Below are 17,375 nucleotides of genomic sequence, written 5' to 3'. Positions count from 1 at the left end.
CGTCTGACACCTGCCCGACCGGGAAGAAGGCCGCAGCCCGCCTCAGGCGGAGGCCACATCCCCTTGGGTTTCGCGCATCGCCGTCAGCTCCTGCGCGACGAGGAAGGCGAGCTCCAGCGACTGCGAGGCGTTGAGGCGCGGATCGCAGGCGGTGTGGTAGCGGTCCGAGAGGCTCTCGTCGGAGACGGCATAAAGCCCGCCGGTGCATTCAGTCACGTCCTGACCGGTCATCTCGAAATGCACGCCGCCGGGCACGGTGCCCTCATCGCGGTGCACTGCGAAGAACTCGCGCACTTCACTCAGCACCGACTCGAAGGGCCGCGTTTTATACCCCGAGGCCGACTTGACGGTGTTGCCGTGCATCGGATCGCAGGTCCAGAGCACCTTGGCGCCCATTTCCTTGACCGTCTTGATCAGGCGCGGCAGATGATCGCCCACCTTGCCCGCGCCGAAACGCGCGATCAGGGTCAGGCGGCCCGCCTCGTTCTCGGGGTTCAGCTTCTCGATCAGGACCTTGAGATCCTCGGTGGTCATCGAGGGGCCGCACTTCAGGCCGATCGGGTTCAGCACACCGCTGGCGAACTCGACGTGCGCGCCGTCGGGCTGACGGGTGCGGTCCCCGATCCAGACCATGTGGCCCGAGCCCGCGAGCCACTTGCCCGAGGTCGAGTCGACCCGTGTCAGCGCCTCTTCGTATTCCAGCAGCAGCGCCTCGTGGCTGGTGTAGAAGTTCACCTGGTGCAGCGCCGCCGAGCGCGAGCTGTCGATGCCCGCGGCCTTGATGAAGTCGAGCGTGTCCGACAGGCGGTTGGCCATCTCGCGGTAGCGCGTGGCTTTCTCGCCCTCGACGAAGCCGAGTGTCCAGGAATGCACCTGGTGCACGTCGGCGTAACCGCCGGTCGAAAACGCGCGCAGCAGGTTCAGCGTGGCGGCGGCCTGGGTGTAGGCCTGCAGCATCTTCTGCGGGTTGGGCTGCCGCGCTTCGGGGGTGAAGGCCAGTTCGTTGATGATATCGCCGCGGAAGCTCGGCAGCTCGACACCGTTCACCGTTTCGGTGGGGGCAGACCGCGGCTTGGCGAACTGGCCGGCCATACGGCCCACCTTCACCACCGGCACCTTGGCGCCATAGGTCAGCACCATCGCCATTTGCAGCATCACCTTGAAGGTGTCGCGGATTGAGTTTGCCGAGAACTGGTCAAACGCCTCGGCGCAATCTCCGCCCTGCAGCAGGAAGGCCTCGCCGCGCGACGCCTTGCCAAGCTCTTCGCGCAGCCGCCTGGCTTCGCCGGCAAAGACCAGCGGCGGATACTTCGCAAGCTGTGCCTCGACTGCGTTCAGCTCTGCCTGGTCCTGATAGTCCGGCATCTGAATCCGCGGTTTTGCTCTCCAGCTCGATTTGCTCCACTCGGTCATGGCTCTCTCCCAGCGACACTCCGTTAGCGTAAACGTCTTGGTAAAAACGTCCTGTGGCTATACCGAAGAGGCGGTCCTAAAGCCATAGGAAAAAGCGCCCGATCTGCCTCGGCGGAAGGCGCCCCCGGACGCGCAGAAAAAAAGCACTTCACTCTGCATCTTTTGTCACGAAAACGACATCCCTTGACGCTGCGTGGCTTTCCTGCCCATGTGACCCTCGCCCGCCCCCGCGCGGCGGGTGCCCATCAAGGATCCGCGCGATGTCCGACCCGCGAGTGCCCGCCGCACCAGCCAGCGTCCCGAAGCCGCGCCGCTTCGTCTTTGTCCTGCTTCAGGAATTTACCCTTCTGAGCTTCTCGGCCGCCATCGAGACACTGCGGATCGCCAACCGCATGGCGGGGCAAACGCTCTACGACTGGCGCCTCACCGGCGCCGAGGGCGACAGCGTGCGCTGCTCGGCGGGGGTCGAGTTCCGGCTCGATTGCGCGCTGCCCGAGCTCAGCCGCGACGACACCATCATGGTCTGCGGCGGCATCGACGTGCATCTCGCCACCACCCGCAAGCTGCTGGGCTGGCTGCGCCGCGAGGCCCGGCGTTGCCAGGCAGTGGGCGGGCTCTGCACCGCGAGCTGGACGCTGGCCAAGGCCGGGCTGCTCGACGGCAAGCGCGCGACCATCCACTGGGAGAACCACGACGGCTTCTCCGAGGAGTTCGAGGAGGTCGAGCTTTCAAAGCGAATCTTCGTGATCGACGGCAACCGGATGACCGCCGCAGGCGGAACCGCCTCAATCGACCTCATGCTGAAGATCATCGCCGACGACCACGGCTCCGATCTGGCGAACGCGGTGGCGGACCAGCTGGTCTACAGCTCGATCCGCACCGATCAGGACACCCAACGCCTGTCGGTGCCCACCCGCATCGGCGTGCGCCACCCCAAGCTGAGCCAGGTCATCCACCGCATGGAGGCCAATATCGAAGAGCCGGTCAGCCCCGCTGTGCTGGCCAAGGAAGTGGGCATGTCCACCCGCCAGCTCGAGCGGCTGTTCCGCCGCTACCTCAACCGCTCGCCCAAGCGCTACTATATGGAGCTGCGCCTGCAGAAGGCGCGCAACCTGCTGATGCAGACCGACATGAGCGTGATCAACGTCGCACTGGCCTGCGGCTTCGCCAGCCCCTCGCATTTCTCGAAGTGCTACCGGGCGCATTACCAGACAACGCCCTATCGCGAGCGCGGCACCTCTGGCACCCGCGCCGAGGACTGACGCCGCGCCCCCTCCGGCGCCCGCGACGCTGAGGCGCCGCAGCATACTCCCCTTGCTCAGCCCGCCCCCATGCTTTGCGCAGTGGTCTCCATAGTGACGTTACTGGAGCGTATTTTTGCTGCGCTGAACGCTCTTTTCTTTTGCAATTTGCCCGCATAGGCTCCCGACTTAATAACAAGTAACCAATTCGGGAGATACTACATGAAGAAGTGGCTTCTGGCCTCTGCGCTTCCGCTCGTCACCGCCGGTGCCGCCTATGCGGATGAGGCCAAGATTGGCGTCATCCTCGGCTTCACCGGTCCGATCGAATCCCTGACGCCCTCGATGGCGGGGAGCGCCGAGCTGGCGCTGGCGGAAATCAACGAGAGCGGCAACTTCCTCGAGGACGTGACGCTGGTTCCGGTCCGCGCCGACTCCACCTGCATCGACAGCGCCGCCGCCACCGCCGCGGCCGAACGCCTGGTGACCACCGATGGCGTCGTCGCCATCATGGGCGCGGACTGCTCGGGCGTGACAGGCGCGGTTCTGTCGAACGTCGCCCTGCCGAACGGCGTGCCGATGATCTCGCCCTCGGCGACCTCGCCGGCGCTGTCGGCAGCAGAAGACAACGGCCTGTTCTTCCGCACGTCCCCCTCGGACGCCCGTCAGGGCGAAGTGCTCGCCGGCATCCTCGGTGAGCGCGGCATTTCGTCGGTGGCGGTGACCTACACCAACAACGACTACGGCAAGGGCTTTGCCGATGCCTTCGAGGCGGCCTTCAAGGACGCCGGCGGCGAGATCACCCTCGCCTCCCCGCACGAAGACGGCAAGGCCGACTACTCGGCCGAAGTCGGCGCGCTGGCCTCGGCCGGCGGCGACGCGCTGGTGGTGCTGGGCTATTCGGACCAGGGCGGCAAGGGCATGATCCAGGCCTCGCTCGACACCGGTGCCTTCGACACCTTCGCGCTGGGAGACGGGATGTATTCCGACGCGCTCCTCGCAGACCTCGGCAGCGACATCGACGGATCCTTCGGCTCGGTGCCGTGGGCGGAAGGTGAAGGCGCCGAGAAGTTCAAGGCCGTTGCGGAAGCCGCCGGCGTGAACTCCGAAAGCTCCTACACCCGCGAAAGCTACGACGCCGCGGCGCTGATCGCGCTGGCGATGGCCAAGGGTGGCGAGCCCTCCTCGGCCGCGGTCGCCGCGAACATCCTCGACGTCGCCAACGCACCGGGCGAGCCGATCCTGCCGGGCGAGCTGGGCAAGGCCCTCGAGATCCTCAAGGCGGGCGGCGACATCGACTACGTCGGCGCCACCAACGTCGAGCTGATCGGACCGGGCGAAGCCGCCGGCACCTACCGCTATTACGAGATCAAGGACGGCGCCTTCGAGACCGTCTCGTTCAAGTAAGCGAAAGACCACAGCGCCCGGGGCCAGAGCTCCGGGCGCTTCTCAACACAAGGGCGCGGAAGAACACGCGCCGCGAAGAACCAAACAAAAACACGGGCAAAAAACGGGCCCGCTGGGGAAACAAGATTTGATCCGCGTCGAAAACCTTCACCGCCATTTCGGCGGTTTTCGTGCCGTTGACGGGGCCAGCCTGGAGATCGCCAAGGGCTCGATCACCGGGCTCGTCGGGCCAAACGGCGCCGGCAAGACCACGCTGTTCAACGTCGTCGCCGGGGCGCTCGCGCCCACCTCGGGCCGGGTGCTCATGGATGGCGAAGACGTGAGCGGGCTGCCGCCGCACGAGCTCTTCCACAAGGGGCTGCTGCGCACCTTCCAGATCGCGCATGAATTCAGCTCGATGAGCTGCCGCGAGAACCTGATGATGGTGCCGGGCAGCCAATCGGGCGAAAGCCTGTGGAACGCCATTTTCGGCCGCGGCCGCATTGCCCAGGAAGAGGCCATGCTGCTGAAGAAGGCCGACGAGGTGCTCGACTTCCTGACCATCTCGCACCTCAAGGACGAGAAGGCGGGCAACCTTTCGGGCGGTCAGAAGAAGCTGCTCGAGCTCGGCCGCACGATGATGGTCGACGCCAAGATCGTCTTCCTCGACGAGGTCGGCGCGGGGGTCAACCGCACGCTGCTCAACACCATCGGCGACGCCATCCTGCGGCTCAACCAGGAGCGCGGCTACACCTTCTGCATGATCGAACATGACATGGATTTCATCGGGCGGCTTTGCGACCCGGTCATCGTCATGGCCGAAGGCAAGGTGCTGGCCGAGGGCACGGTGGACGAGATCAAGGCAAATGAGGCGGTGATCGAGGCCTATCTCGGCACCGGGCTGAAGAACAAGGAGATGATCGGCGGATGAGCGGCGAGATCTACGGCGATCGCGGCAACAAGGACCGCTCGATCACCAATCCCAAGGGCATGGGCGACGCCTGGCCGGTGAAACCCGGCGGCGCGGCCCATGCGGCCCCCGGGGGGCCCTTCCTCATCGGCGATGCGATGACCGGCGGCTACGGCAAGGGCGCGGACATCCTGCATGGCTGCACCATCGCCGTCGAACGCGGCGAGATCGCCGTCATCGTCGGACCGAACGGTGCCGGCAAGTCCACCGCCATGAAGGCGGTCTTCGGCATGCTCGATCTGCGGTCGGGCTCGGTGCGGCTCGATGGCGAGGACATCACCGCGCTCTCGCCGCAGGACCGCGTGCGGCGCGGCATGGGCTTCGTGCCGCAGGTGCGCAACATCTTCCCCTCGATGACGGTGGAAGAGAACCTCGAGATGGGCGCCTTCATCCGCAAGGACGATTTCCGCCAGACCATGGAGCAGGTCTACACGCTGTTCCCGATCCTGCGCGACAAGCGCCGGCAGGCGGCGGGCGAGCTCTCGGGCGGCCAGCGTCAGCAGGTGGCCGTGGGCCGCGCGCTGATGACCCGGCCCAAGGTGCTGATGCTCGACGAGCCGACCGCGGGCGTTTCGCCCATCGTCATGGACGAGCTCTTCGACCGTATCCTCGAGGTGGCGCGCACCGGCATCCCGATCCTCATGGTCGAGCAGAATGCCCGGCAGGCGCTGGAGATCGCCGACAAGGGCTACGTGCTGGTACAGGGCGGCAATGCCTTCACCGGCACCGGCAAGGAGCTTCTGGCCGATCCCGACGTGCGGCGGAGCTTCCTCGGTGGTTGATCTGCATCGCCGACTGACCGGCGCAGCGATCTGCGGGGCACTCTCCCTCGCGGCGCTGCCCGCCTTCGCGGAAGGCGCGCGCGTCTCGCTCGCGTGCGATCGCGTCACCGTCTGCTCCGAGGCGGGCACCTGCACCGATGCGGAGGGCCAAGTCAGCTTCGTGCTGGCGCCGGTCGACACCGATGCCACCGGCGCGGGCGCCTACGAGCTCACCATCGACGGCGGCGCTTCCCTGGCGGCGCAGGCGATGAGCTTTGCCGGTCCCTATCTCTGGGCCCCGGCACTCGGCCACCGAGAGACGCTGACCTTCACCAGTGAAACCTCCGCGCTCTGGCTCCGCCAGACCATCGAGACCGGCACCACCGCGCCGCCCTCGGCGGAGATCGACTTTCTGACATGCAGGATCCTACCCTGATGGACTTCCTCAACGCATTCGTGGCCTTGGCCAATTTCGTCATCGTGCCGGCGCTCGCCTACGGCAGCCAGCTGGCGCTCGGCGCGCTCGGCGTGACGCTGATCTACGCAATCCTGCGTTTCTCCAACTTTGCCCATGGCGACACCATGGCCTGGGGCACCATGTGCGCCGTGCTGGCCACCTGGGGCCTGCAGGCCGCGGGGATTAGTCTCGGACCACTTCCGACCGCCCTGCTCGCCATCCCCGCCGGCATCGCCGGGGCCGCGGTGCTGGTGCTGGCGACCGACCGCGTGGTCTACCGCTTTTACCGCGCGCAAAAGGCCAAGCCGGTGATCCTGGTGATCGTCTCGATGGGCATCATGTTCGTCTACAACGGGCTCACCCGCTTCGTGATCGGCCCCGATGACCAGAACTTCGCCGACGGCGAGCGCTTCCTGATTTCTGCGCGCGACTTCAAGGCAATGACCGGCCTCGATGAGGGCCTCGCGATAAAGACCACCCAGGCGCTCACCGTTGTGGTGGCGCTGATCACCGTCTCGCTGCTGTTCTGGTTCCTCAATCGCACGCGCACCGGAAAGTCGATGCGCGCCTATTCCGACAACGAGGACCTGGCGCTGCTCTCGGGCATCAACCCCGAGCGTGTGGTCACCGTGACCTGGCTGATCGTGGCGGCGCTGGCGACCATCGCCGGGGTGCTCTACGGGCTCGACAAGAGCTTCAAACCCTTCACCTACTTCCAGCTGCTGCTGCCGATCTTTGCGGCGGCCATCGTTGGCGGCATCGGCAACCCGCTTGGTGCCATTGCCGGCGGCTTCGTCATCGCCTTCTCCGAGGTGGGCATCACCTACGCCTGGAAGAAATTCCTCACCTACTTCCTGCCGGAGAGCATGGCGCCCGACGGGCTCGTGCAGCTGCTTTCCACCGACTACAAATTCGCGGTCAGCTTCGTGATCCTGGTGATCGTGCTGCTGTTCCGCCCGACCGGACTGTTCAAGGGGCAGACCATATGACCCGCACCATTGGTCTTTTCGCGCTGGTCGCAGCGCTGATCCTCGGCACCGGCTTCCTGCAGAGCTGGAACTCGGCGCTGATCATCCTCAACATGGGCCTCGTGAGCGCGATCATGGCGCTCGGGGTGAACCTGCAGTGGGGCCTTGCCGGGCTCTTCAACGTCGGCGTCATGGGCTTTGTCGCCGTCGGCGGGCTGGCCGTGGTGCTGGTCTCGATGGCGCCGGTCCCCGAGGCTTGGGATGCTGGCGGCCCCCGCGTCATCGGCGCGATCCTCTTCGGCATCGCCGTGGTCGTCGCGGCCGTGCTGGCCTGGAAGAAGCTCGCTACCGGCGTGCGCGGCTGGGCCGTGGCGGCAATCACCGTGGCGGGCTTCTTCGCCTACCGCGCGCTGCTCGACCCGGCGGTGGATGCCATCGAGGCGGTGAACCCCGCAGCCACCGGCTATCTCGGCGGGCTCGGCCTGCCGGTGCTGCTGGCCTGGCCGGTGGGCGGCGTGATGGCGGCGGGCGTGGCCTGGGCGATCGGCAAGACAGCGCTCGGGCTGCGTTCGGACTATCTCGCCATCGCGACCCTGGGCATTGCCGAGATCATCATCGCGGTGCTGAAGAACGAGGACTGGCTGGCGCGCGGCGTGAAGAACGTCATCGGCCTGCCCCGCCCCGTGCCCTACGAGATCGACCTGCAGGCCGATCCGGGTTTCGTCGAAACCGCAGGCTCGCTGGGCCTTGATGCCACCACGGCCTCGACGCTGGCGGTGAAGCTTGGCTACTCGCTGCTGTTCACCGTGGTGCTGGTGGTGCTGCTGATCCTCGCCCAGCTGGCGCTGAAATCGCCTTGGGGCCGGATGATGCGCGCGATCCGCGACAACGAGACCGCCGCCGAGGCGATGGGCAAGGACGTCACCCGTCGCCACCTGCAGATCTTCGTGCTCGGCTGCGCGCTCTGCGGCATGGCCGGCGCGATGATGACCACGCTCGATGGCCAGCTCACCCCGGGCACCTACCAGCCGCTGCGCTACACCTTCCTCATCTGGGTGATGGTGATCGTCGGCGGCTCGGGCAACAACCTTGGCGCGGTGCTCGGCGGCTTCCTGATCTGGTTCCTCTGGGTGCAGGTCGAGCCGATGGGCCAATTCGCGATGAACCTGATCACCTCGGGCATGGCCGACGGCTCAGCGATCAAGGCCCATCTGCAGGACAGCGTCCAGCACATGCGGCTGCTGACCATGGGGGTGATCCTGCTGCTGGTGCTGCGCTTCGCACCGCGCGGACTGCTGCCCGAGAAGTGAAACGCGCCGCTGACCCCGCCCCCGGCGGGGTCAGCAACCTTTGGCCGAGAGCCACCCCGGGGCTGCGCGGGCTTTGGCCGAACGGACAGCGTGTCGCAGCCTAAGACTATGGTAATCTGCCCGTCTCATCTTAGGTGGACGTCACCGCCGACGAACCTGCCCTCCGCCGGTGCGCAAGAGGCCGGGAACATCGTCCCGGCGCATTCGTTCAGGAGTCATGAGACACATGAATTGGCAAAGCATCACCCGCAACTGGGGCCTCACCGCCGAACGCCTTCCGCAACGTTTCCCGCATCTCGACAGCGACGAGCTGCGCGCACGCCCCCGGAGCCGCGAGGAACTCACCGCCGAGATCGCCCGGCGCCACGACCTGACCCTGCAAGAAGCGGAACGCGAGCTGGACGATTGGGCCTTCGCGCTCGGCGCGGCCCAGAAGCTCGACCGGCTTGCCGGGTAGGCTTTCCCGAGGACTGTATGGCCGGGCCGCGTGACGCCGCCCGCGTGCCGTTTCAGCCCAGCGAGGTCACCCAGAGGATGCTCGCATCCTCGGCACTGACCGACACCACGTTGTGCCCCATCGAGGCGTCGTAATACGCGGAGTCGCCGCGGCGCATCTCGATGGGCTCATAGAACTCGGTGTAAAGCGTTACGACGCCCGTGAGCACGTAGAGGAACTCTTCTCCGTCGTGCCGAACCCATCCGTCGAATTCGTCCATGGACCGGGCGCGCACCCGCGCGCGGTAGGGCAGCATCTTCTTGCGGGTCAGCGATTCTGCCAGCAGTTCATGCTCGTAGGTCGTGGTGACCTGCCGCAGCCCCTCGCCGTCCTTGACGTGCACCATCCGGCCCGAGACCTGCTCGCGCTTCGGCGGGGTGAAAAGCTGGGGCACCGATATTCCCAGCCCTACCGCCAGCTTCTTGAGCGCCTCGTAGGTCGGAGACATCTGCCCGTTCTCGATCTTCGAGAGCGTCGAGCGCGCCAGCCCGGCCTGCTTGGCAGCCTGTTCCAGCGTCCAGTCCCGTTCCTTGCGCAGCTCGCGCACGCGCGCGCCCAGATCGAGCGGCTCGGCGGAGTGTTCCTGCCCGGACTCGCGGGCAATGCGGATGAGGGTACGGGGATCACGCGACATGAAACTGCCATAGCCTTCCGCCGCCACGCTTGCAATGCCGCTTGCGGCGGGCTTGCGCGACTCCCGCGGCCTGCCTAAGCCTTTCGCCATGCTGTCCGTTTTCGATGAAGGCGCTTTTGCCCCCTGTCCCGCCCGCTTCAATCTCGCCGCCCATGTGCTTGCGGCGGGCGCGGCCACGCCCGACAAGATCGCTTTGTCGATCCTGCGCCCCAGCGCGACCGAGCACTGGTCCTACGCGCGGCTCATTGCTGCGGTGCGGGGCACCGCAACCGGGCTCCTGCAGGCCGGGCTCGAGCCAGGGCAGATCCTGCTGCTGCGGCTGGGAAACACGGTGGATTTTCCGATCAGCTACCTTGGCGCTATCGCCGCAGGTATCGTACCAGTGCCGACCTCCTCGCAGCTGACCGAGCCCGAGGTGGCCCGTATCATTGCGCAGCTTTCCCCCGCAGCGATCTTGCTCGGCGACAGGATCGCCTGTCCCGCCACGGATATCCCGACCCACACAGCCGAGCGCTTCACCCCCTGGCACGACCTGCCGCCCGCAGACTTCGCCATGGGTGATCCGGAGCGGCTTGCCTACATCATCTACACCTCGGGCACCTCCGGCGTACCCCGCGCCGTCGCCCATGCGCATCGCGCGATCTGGGCGCGACAGATGATGATGGAGGACTGGTACGGTCTGCGCGCCGACGACCGGCTGTTGCACGCCGGGGCCTTCAACTGGACCTACACGCTGGGCACCGGCCTCATGGACCCCTGGACCCGCGGCGCCACGGCGCTCATCCCCAAGGCCCGCACCGATCCTGCGCAGCTTGCAGTGCTGATGAAGCGCAACGATGCCAGCATCTTCGCCGCCGCGCCGGGCGTGTTTCGGCAGGTGCTGAAATTCCCCCTCCCGCCGCTGCCCGATCTGCGCCACGCGCTCTCAGCCGGCGAGAAACTCTCTGACCCGATCCGCGAGCGCTGGCGCGCGGCGACGGGCAGCGAGATCTACGAGGCCTTTGGCATGTCCGAATGCTCGACCTTCATTTCGGGATCCCCCGAAAGGCCCGCCGCCGCCGGCACGCTCGGCCGTCCGCAGAACGGGCGGCGCGTGGCCGTTCTCGGCCCGGACCACGCGCCGGTCCCCCTCGGAGAACCCGGTACGCTCGCGGTGCATCGCACCGACCCGGGCCTCATGCTCGGCTACCTCGGGGCGCCCGAGGAAACCCGGGCGCGGCTTGCCGGCGACTGGTTCCTCACCGGCGATCAGGCCGCCATGGCCGAGGATGCCTCGATCAGCTACCTCGGCCGCGGCGACGACATGATGAACGCCGGCGGCTACAGGGTCTCGCCGCTGGAAGTCGAGGCGGCGCTGGCGGGTCTGCCGGGAATCCTCGAACTGGCGGTCACCGATCTTGCGGTAAAAGAGGGCGTCCGGGTCATTGCCGCCTTCTACGTCGCCGAAACCGAGCTTGATCCGGACATGCTCAAGGCTGACGCGGCCGAGAAACTCGCGCGCTACAAGCAGCCCCGCGCCTGGGTGAGGGTCGAGACCCTGCCCCGCAGTGCCAACGGCAAGCTGCGGCGCAAGGCGCTTCAGCAGGTCGCACCGGAGTGACGACAGGGGCCGGGCGCGGTGCCCGGCCGCCGATGGCTCAGCTGCAGCCCGACGTGCCGCCGCACGTGTTGCACTTCATGCAGGTGCCGTTGCGCACCAGCGTATAGTTGCCGCATTCGCCGCAGGCCTCGCCCTCGTAGCCCTGCATGCGTGCCTTTGTGCGCGCGTCCATGGCGAGCGACGAGGTGCTCATTGCCGCGGAGCTCACCGCCGGGCGCTCCTCGGAGATCAGCGTGCCGAGCGCCGAAAGCTCCTGCGGCAGCCGCTTGCGCAGATACCCCGACGAAGAGATATGCTTGAGCACCTCGAGCGAGCGGGTTGCGGCGCTTTCGCTCAGTTCTTCGACATTGCCGAGCCCGTCTTCCTCGCCGCGTCCGAGATCGTCGAAGGACGCGCCCGAGGGTTTCACATGGGCGAGATCCGTGCGGTCGAGATAGGACACCGCCAGCTCGCGGAACACGTAATCGAGGATCGAGGTCGCGTTCTTGATGCTGTCGTTGCCCTGCACCATGCCCGCCGGCTCGAACTTGGTGAAGGTGAAGGCGTCGACGAATTCCTCCAGCGGCACGCCGTATTGCAGGCCCACCGACACCGCGATGGCGAAGTTGTTCATCATCGCCCGGAAGCCCGCGCCTTCCTTGTGCATGTCGATGAAGATCTCGCCAAGCGAGCCGTCGCCGTATTCGCCGGTGCGCAAATACACCTTGTGCCCGCCGACAACCGCCTTCTGGGTGTACCCCTTGCGGCGGTCGGGCATCTTCTCGCGGTGCGAGCGCACCAGCTCCTTGATCACCACCTTCTCGATGACCTTCTCGGCCAGCACCTGCGCCTTGGCGGCGGGGGTGCCGGTCTCCAGCACCTCCTGCGCCTCCTCGTCATCCTCCACCAGCGCCGCGGCGAGCGGCTGGCTGAGCTTGGAGCCGTCGCGGTAGAGCGCATTGGCCTTGACCCCCAGCGACCACGACAGCTCGTAGGCCTTCTGGCAATCCTCGATGGTGGCCGAGTTGGGCATGTTGATGGTCTTGGAGATCGCCCCCGAGATGAAGCTCTGCGCCGCGGCCATCATCTGGATGTGGCTGTCGACACTGAGGTAGCGCTTGCCCTTCTTGCCGCAGGGGTTGGCGCAGTCGAAGACGCCGAGATGCTCGTCCTTGAGGAAGGGCGCGCCCTCGAGCGTCATGGTCCCGCAGACATGGTCGTTCGCCGCCTCGATCTCGGCCTTGCTGAAGCCGAGGTGGCGCAGCAGATCGAAGCTGGGGTCAGAGAGCTTCTTGGCCGGAATGCCCAGCGTGCCGCGGCAGAACTCCTCGCCCAGCGTGAACTGGTTGAAGACAAAGCGAATGTCGAAGGCGGTGGCCAGGGCGGCCTCGATCTTCTCGAGTTGCGCCTTGCCGAAGCCATGGCCAATCAACGCCGTGTGGTTCACGCCCGGCGCATTGCCGAGCGAGCCGTGGCCGACTGCATAGGCGGTGATCTCCTCGATCTGGCTGGGTGTGTAGCCAAGACCCGCCAGCGCTGCAGGCACCGAGCGGTTGATGATCTTGAAATACCCGCCGCCTGCGAGCTTCTTGAACTTCACCAGAGCAAAGTCGGGCTCGATGCCGGTGGTGTCGCAGTCCATCACGAGGCCGATCGTTCCGGTCGGTGCGATCACCGTGGTCTGGGCATTGCGGTAACCGTGTTTCTCGCCCAACTCCAGTGCCTCGTCCCATGCGGATTTCGCAAGCTCGACAAGGGTTTGGTCGGGACAGTTCGCGTTATCCAGCGGTACGGGTGTGACCGCCAGCGCCTCGAAGCCATCCGACTTGCCGTGGGCGGCGGCGCGGTGGTTGCGGATCACCCGCAGCATGTGTTCCCGGTTGCGGTCGAAGCCTGCAAAGGTGCCCAGTTCTGCGGCGATCTCGGCCGAGGTGGCATAGGCCGTGCCGGTCATCACGGCGGTCAGCGCGCCGCAGAGCGCCCGGCCCGCGGCGCTGTCATAGCTCAACCCCATGGTCATCAGCAGCCCGCCGATGTTGGCATATCCAAGCCCAAGGGTCCGGAAATCATAGGAACGTTGGGCAATTTCCTTGCTCGGGAACTGCGCCATCAGCACCGAGATTTCCAGCGTCAGCGTCCAGAGCCGCGTGGCATGCACATAGCTGTCCGCATCGAACTTGCCGCCCTTGAGGAAGGTCAGCAGGTTCATCGAGGCGAGGTTGCAGGCGGTGTCGTCGAGGAACATATACTCCGAGCACGGGTTCGAGCCACGGATGGCGCCGTCCTCGGGACAGGTGTGCCAGGCGTTGACAGTGTCGTGGAACTGGATCCCCGGATCGGCGCAGGCCCAGGCAGCATGCCCGACCTGCTCCCAAAGATCGCGCGCTTTCAGGGTTTTGGCGATGGTTCCGTCGGTGCGTCGGATGAGCTCCCAATCGGCATCGTCCCTCACGGCCTGCAGGAAGGCATCGGTGACGCGAATCGAGTTGTTGGAGTTCTGTCCCGAGACGCTGGCATAGGCCTCGCTGTCCCAGTCGGTGTCGTAGGTCGGGAACTCGATGCTGGCGTAGCCCTGCTTGGCGTAATCCAGAACCCGCTTGATGTAGGTCTCTGGAATGGCGAGCTTTTTCGCCTCGCGCACCGCCGTCTTCAGCGCCGTGTTGACCGTGGGGTCATAGCCATCCGCCTCGGCCCCATCCCATTGCCGGATCGCGTCGAAGATCGCGTTGAGCATCTTTTCGTGCATCTTCGAGCCCGCAACGATGCTGGCGACCTTCTGCTCTTCGCGAACCTTCCAGTTGATGAAGTCCTCGATGTCCGGGTGATCGGCGTCGACGATCACCATCTTCGCGGCGCGGCGGGTGGTGCCGCCGGACTTGATCGCCCCGGCAGCGCGGTCGCCAATCTTGAGGAACCCCATGAGGCCGGAGGATTTGCCGCCACCCGAAAGCCGCTCGTTCTCGGCGCGCAGCGACGAGAAGTTGGTGCCGGTGCCCGAGCCGTATTTGAACAGCCGCGCCTCGCGCACCCAGAGGTCCATGATGCCGCCCTCGTTCACCAGGTCATCGCTGACCGACTGGATGAAACAGGCGTGCGGCTGCGGGTGCTCGTAGGCGGACTTGGACTTGGTGAGCTTGCCGGTCTTGTGGTCGACGTAGAAATGTCCCTGGCCGGGGCCGTCAATGCCGTAGGCCCAGTGCAGCCCGGTGTTGAACCATTGCGGCGAGTTCGGCGCGGCGGTCTGGCTCGCCAACATGTGGCGCATCTCGTCGAAGTAGGCCCTCGCGTCGGCCTCGGTGGTGAAATAGCCCCCCTTCCAGCCCCAGTAGGTCCAGGCACCCGCCAGACGATCGAAGACCTGCTTGGCCGAGGTCTCGCCGCCGCGCGGTGTATCGGTCTCGGCGGGAATCGCGCGCCAGAGGAACTCGGGAACACCGGCTTCCCTCACCTTCTTCAGCGCCGAGGGCACGCCCGCCTTGCGAAAGTACTTCTGCGCGATCACGTCCGAAGCAACCTGGCTCCAGCCGGCGGGCACCTCCATGCCCTCCAGCTTGAAGACCGAACTGCCGTCTGGGTTACGTATTTCGGAGGTGGTGGTGACGAAGTCGATGCCCGCATAGGCGTCCTGCCCCGCCGTGGTATACCGTCTCTCGATCTTCATGGTCTCTGCCCCTGCCTGCTGACCCTAATCAAAATTCGGACTGCAAGGCACGGGAGGCCCGACGACGGACGCACTCTCGCACGCGCCGCCGTGTTCTGGCGTTTCCATATGGTCTGTCCCTGCGGAAGGCCACTACATATTGTGGCTCTTGGTCCGTTGATAACAAGTTGGCTCACATCCCCGTCATCGGTCAACGGAAAATTCCGGCCACAGCCATATATTTGGTGATGCGCCAGAAATAAGGCACTAGGGCTATGGGCCCTCAAGAGGAGTGGCGAAATTCCGGTGCCTGCAGCAGCTCCGGCTACCTTCGAAGTTTCAGAGCCCATCTGACACAGTCTGTGTCAGATAAGCACAAGATGTGGTTTATTGTCTCTTACCGCGCCACAGTGGCATTAGCGCCGCCGGACCGGGTGTGATGCACGAAAGACACGCGTTTCTGCCCAGCATTTAAGCAAGACGCCACGTCACAATCCGAGCCCAAAACGCGCGACAGCGCCATCCTCCTGACGATTGCGATGCAAGGGACGTCGATGTTAGGAGAGGAGGATGTCGATGTGAGGAAGGGTGAGCGCCTTGCGCTGTGGTCGGGGCGAGAGGATTCGAACCTCCGACCTACGGTACCCAAAACCGTCGCGCTACCAGGCTGCGCTACGCCCCGACAAGAGAGCCAATACAAGGCTCTTCCGGGATTGAAAAGCCGAAAATCCTAGTCGCAGGGCCAAGCCGCTTCGGTGATTGCCGGGTGTTGCATCTGGCTGCCTTCGGCGATGCCGAGACGGGCCGCCATGCCGCCGTTGATCTCGAGCACGTATTGGGTCGGCGCACCGCTGTCGATGCTCGTGAGATCGCCCGGAATCGCGTTCTCATGCACCGAGACCACGACGCCACGCGCGTCGGCAAAGACCATATCAAGCGGGATCAGCGTGTTCTTCATCCAGAAGGACACCGGATGCGCCTCGTCATAGACGAAGAGCATCCCGGCTGCGGACGGCATCTGCTCGACGAACATCAGCCCGCGCGCGCGTTCCTCTACGCTGTCGGCCACGGCGACGGCGAAACGGGCGCTGCCCCAGTCGCCGCGGAGTTGCACCTCATTGACGTCGCAGGCGGCATAGGCCGCCTGCCCGCCGAGCAGCAGCGCCGCCGCGAGGCTCAGTGCTCCACCGCGGTTTCCCATGCACAGACCTCCGTGGCCATCTGGCCTCGCTTGCCCTGGATCACCCGGATGGCCAGCGCCTCTCCCGGCTGCAGATCCGCGAGCCCCGAGCGCCGCAGCACCTCGATGTGGATGAAGACGTCCTGGTCGCGACCGAAGACATTGGCAAAGCCGAAACCCTTGGCCTTGTCGAACCATTTCACCCGGGCCGGCTCGAGCGGCGCCGACCGGATGATCTCGGGATCGATCTCCTCGAAATCAGCCAGGGGAACACCTGCGGGCGCCTCGGGCGGTTCAATCCTAAAGACCTCGGTGGCCTGGATGCCACGTTCGGTGCTCTGGACACTCACTTCAATGCGGGCGGCGTCAGCCACGGAACTCTGGCCGAAATTGCGCAGCACGTTCGCATGCAGCAATATGTCCGGTCCTCCCTCGTCCGAGATGACGAAGCCGAACCCCTTCACGGGGTCGAACCACTTCACCCGGCCAAGAACGCGCCGCGTTTCACTCTCTTCTTGTGTCAAATGCGTTTCCACTGGTCGTCTTGCGTATCCCCGCCCCCCAATTGCGTTAGGGTGACGTAAAATTGCAAGTCATTGAAACCTATATTTTCTACCAAATTGCTTTTCGCGTATGATGAATTTTACGGATTTAGCCTGGTCACTGTCCACTGATCCGAAACACTTGTGCGCCTCCAGACGAACCGGTCATGCAACCGGAACGCGCCATCGGCCCAAAATTCAATTTCTACGGGAGTGATACGAAATCCCCCCCAAAAATCGGGCCGCGGCGGGTTCGGCCCCTTCGTCGCCGTAATCTTGGCAACTTCCGCCATTAGCGATGCCCGTGACGCTAGAGGCCTGGACTGCTTGGACGCCCATGCCCCTAAACGAGATTTCAGCGAGCGCGACGCGTAATATGCGTCTGCCTGCGGGCCATTCTCCTTAATAACATGTCCACGAACCCGGACCTGACGCCGCAGTGTTTTGGAGTGTAACACAAAGGCTGCCTTGCTGCTGCCCAAAATTTCCTCTGCCTTCGCACTTTCGTAATTAGTGTAGAAAACGAAGGCATTTGCCTCGATTTCCTTCAGCAGAACCATGCGCACGTTGGGCATTCCTTCGGCGTCCACCGTCGCCAGCGCGATCGCATTGGGATCGTTGGGCTCGGTCGCCTCGGCCTCGGTGAGCCAGCGTTGCGCGATGACGAAAGGGTCGTCTCCTGCAAAAATTCCGCCCCGATCGCTCATCTTCCGTCTCCTTTTCCCGCCGGGCGTTGCCCGGAACGGACGTCCAAACTCTTGATGCCTCCGGGCCAATCGCCTAAAGGACACAAATAAA

15 protein-coding genes and 1 tRNA gene are annotated in these 17,375 nt (G+C 65.2%); 9 read left to right on the top strand and 7 right to left on the bottom strand.

Features of this window, described 5'->3' with window-relative positions:
• Positions 1–42: 42 nt before the first annotated feature.
• Positions 43–1,413 carry a class II 3-deoxy-7-phosphoheptulonate synthase gene (locus tag G0D83_RS23555; RefSeq protein WP_164197029.1) on the bottom strand — a complete coding sequence of 457 codons (1,371 nt, stop codon included), beginning with the start codon at positions 1,411–1,413 and terminating at the stop codon, positions 43–45.
• Positions 1,414–1,673: 260 nt separating this feature from the next.
• Between G0D83_RS23555 and G0D83_RS23550 the strand changes: the two genes are divergently transcribed.
• From G0D83_RS23550 to G0D83_RS23515, 8 genes are all read left to right on the top strand, one after another.
• Complete coding sequence (locus G0D83_RS23550; protein ID WP_164197028.1) at positions 1,674–2,675, top strand: GlxA family transcriptional regulator; 1,002 nt, start codon at positions 1,674–1,676, stop codon at positions 2,673–2,675.
• 201 nt (positions 2,676–2,876) lie between these two features.
• Positions 2,877–4,061: an ABC transporter substrate-binding protein gene (locus G0D83_RS23545; protein ID WP_164197027.1), complete on the top strand. Its 1,185-nt coding sequence runs from the start codon at positions 2,877–2,879 to the stop codon at positions 4,059–4,061.
• Between the two features lie 127 nt (positions 4,062–4,188).
• The gene (locus G0D83_RS23540; protein WP_108965591.1) at positions 4,189–4,971 is read left to right on the top strand and encodes an ABC transporter ATP-binding protein; all 783 of its coding nucleotides are present in this window, start codon (positions 4,189–4,191) and stop codon (positions 4,969–4,971) included.
• Positions 4,968–5,792 carry an ABC transporter ATP-binding protein gene (locus tag G0D83_RS23535; RefSeq protein WP_164197026.1) on the top strand — a complete coding sequence of 275 codons (825 nt, stop codon included), beginning with the start codon at positions 4,968–4,970 and terminating at the stop codon, positions 5,790–5,792. Before G0D83_RS23540 ends, G0D83_RS23535 begins: the two co-directional genes overlap by 4 nt.
• Entirely contained in the window at positions 5,785–6,207 is a 423-nt protein-coding gene (locus G0D83_RS23530) for a hypothetical protein (protein ID WP_164197025.1), read from the top strand. The genes G0D83_RS23535 and G0D83_RS23530 overlap by 8 nt, the downstream gene beginning before the upstream one ends.
• Positions 6,207–7,217, top strand: a complete 1,011-nt coding sequence (locus G0D83_RS23525) for a branched-chain amino acid ABC transporter permease (RefSeq protein ID WP_108965598.1) — start codon at positions 6,207–6,209, stop codon at positions 7,215–7,217. The genes G0D83_RS23530 and G0D83_RS23525 overlap by 1 nt, the downstream gene beginning before the upstream one ends.
• Entirely contained in the window at positions 7,214–8,506 is a 1,293-nt protein-coding gene (locus tag G0D83_RS23520; RefSeq protein ID WP_164197024.1) for a branched-chain amino acid ABC transporter permease, read from the top strand. The genes G0D83_RS23525 and G0D83_RS23520 overlap by 4 nt, the downstream gene beginning before the upstream one ends.
• Positions 8,507–8,732: 226 nt before the next feature.
• The gene (locus tag G0D83_RS23515; protein WP_108965602.1) at positions 8,733–8,963 is read left to right on the top strand and encodes a hypothetical protein; all 231 of its coding nucleotides are present in this window, start codon (positions 8,733–8,735) and stop codon (positions 8,961–8,963) included.
• Between the two features lie 52 nt (positions 8,964–9,015).
• Here G0D83_RS23515 and G0D83_RS23510 read toward each other — a convergent pair whose 3' ends face one another.
• On the bottom strand, positions 9,016–9,636 hold the full coding sequence (locus tag G0D83_RS23510; RefSeq protein WP_108965604.1) for a helix-turn-helix domain-containing protein: 621 nt from the start codon (positions 9,634–9,636) through the stop codon (positions 9,016–9,018).
• Positions 9,637–9,724: 88 nt separating this feature from the next.
• On the opposite strand from G0D83_RS23510, the gene G0D83_RS23505 reads away from it, so the two are divergent.
• Positions 9,725–11,236, top strand: coding sequence for a class I adenylate-forming enzyme family protein (locus tag G0D83_RS23505; RefSeq protein ID WP_164197023.1), 1,512 nt, complete (start codon positions 9,725–9,727; stop codon positions 11,234–11,236).
• A gap of 37 nt (positions 11,237–11,273) precedes the next feature.
• Here the strand turns inward: G0D83_RS23505 and G0D83_RS23500 are convergent, their stop codons facing one another.
• The 5 genes from G0D83_RS23500 to pdxH form a co-directional block, all read right to left on the bottom strand.
• The gene (locus G0D83_RS23500) at positions 11,274–14,876 is read right to left on the bottom strand and encodes a vitamin B12-dependent ribonucleotide reductase (protein ID WP_164197022.1); all 3,603 of its coding nucleotides are present in this window, start codon (positions 14,874–14,876) and stop codon (positions 11,274–11,276) included.
• Between the two features lie 584 nt (positions 14,877–15,460).
• A tRNA-Pro gene (locus tag G0D83_RS23495) sits at positions 15,461–15,537 on the bottom strand.
• A 48-nt stretch (positions 15,538–15,585) separates the two neighbouring features.
• A complete protein-coding gene (locus G0D83_RS23490) occupies positions 15,586–16,056 on the bottom strand; it encodes a DUF192 domain-containing protein (protein ID WP_164197021.1) in 471 nt (156 codons plus the stop codon).
• Positions 16,032–16,571, bottom strand: coding sequence for a cold-shock protein (locus G0D83_RS23485; RefSeq protein ID WP_095880456.1), 540 nt, complete (start codon positions 16,569–16,571; stop codon positions 16,032–16,034). Before G0D83_RS23485 ends, G0D83_RS23490 begins: the two co-directional genes overlap by 25 nt.
• Positions 16,572–16,678: 107 nt before the next feature.
• On the bottom strand, positions 16,679–17,284 hold the full coding sequence (pdxH, locus tag G0D83_RS23480) for a pyridoxamine 5'-phosphate oxidase (RefSeq protein ID WP_108965612.1): 606 nt from the start codon (positions 17,282–17,284) through the stop codon (positions 16,679–16,681).
• Between the last annotated feature and the right edge of the window lie 91 nt (positions 17,285–17,375).

This window comes from Salipiger sp. PrR003 (assembly GCF_010500785.1).
In the GTDB taxonomy this organism is placed as follows: Bacteria; Pseudomonadota; Alphaproteobacteria; order Rhodobacterales; family Rhodobacteraceae; genus Salipiger; species Salipiger pacificus_A.
This window is presented reverse-complemented; position numbering and strand designations above follow the sequence as displayed.

Excerpts from the sequence above, each read along its gene's own strand:
- G0D83_RS23550 (WP_164197028.1), top strand. The coding sequence starts at position 1,674 with ATGTCCGACCCGCGAGTGCCCGCCGCACCAGCCAGCGTCCCGAAGCCG.
- G0D83_RS23520 (WP_164197024.1), top strand. The coding sequence starts at position 7,214 with ATGACCCGCACCATTGGTCTTTTCGCGCTGGTCGCAGCGCTGATCCTC.
- G0D83_RS23525 (WP_108965598.1), top strand. The coding sequence starts at position 6,207 with ATGGACTTCCTCAACGCATTCGTGGCCTTGGCCAATTTCGTCATCGTG.
- G0D83_RS23510 (WP_108965604.1), bottom strand. The coding sequence starts at position 9,636 with ATGTCGCGTGATCCCCGTACCCTCATCCGCATTGCCCGCGAGTCCGGG.
- G0D83_RS23490 (WP_164197021.1), bottom strand. The coding sequence starts at position 16,056 with ATGGGAAACCGCGGTGGAGCACTGAGCCTCGCGGCGGCGCTGCTGCTC.
- G0D83_RS23555 (WP_164197029.1), bottom strand. The coding sequence starts at position 1,413 with ATGACCGAGTGGAGCAAATCGAGCTGGAGAGCAAAACCGCGGATTCAG.
- G0D83_RS23535 (WP_164197026.1), top strand. The coding sequence starts at position 4,968 with ATGAGCGGCGAGATCTACGGCGATCGCGGCAACAAGGACCGCTCGATC.
- G0D83_RS23500 (WP_164197022.1), bottom strand. The coding sequence starts at position 14,876 with ATGAAGATCGAGAGACGGTATACCACGGCGGGGCAGGACGCCTATGCG.
- G0D83_RS23545 (WP_164197027.1), top strand. The coding sequence starts at position 2,877 with ATGAAGAAGTGGCTTCTGGCCTCTGCGCTTCCGCTCGTCACCGCCGGT.
- G0D83_RS23515 (WP_108965602.1), top strand. The coding sequence starts at position 8,733 with ATGAATTGGCAAAGCATCACCCGCAACTGGGGCCTCACCGCCGAACGC.
- G0D83_RS23505 (WP_164197023.1), top strand. The coding sequence starts at position 9,725 with ATGCTGTCCGTTTTCGATGAAGGCGCTTTTGCCCCCTGTCCCGCCCGC.
- pdxH (WP_108965612.1), bottom strand. The coding sequence starts at position 17,284 with ATGAGCGATCGGGGCGGAATTTTTGCAGGAGACGACCCTTTCGTCATC.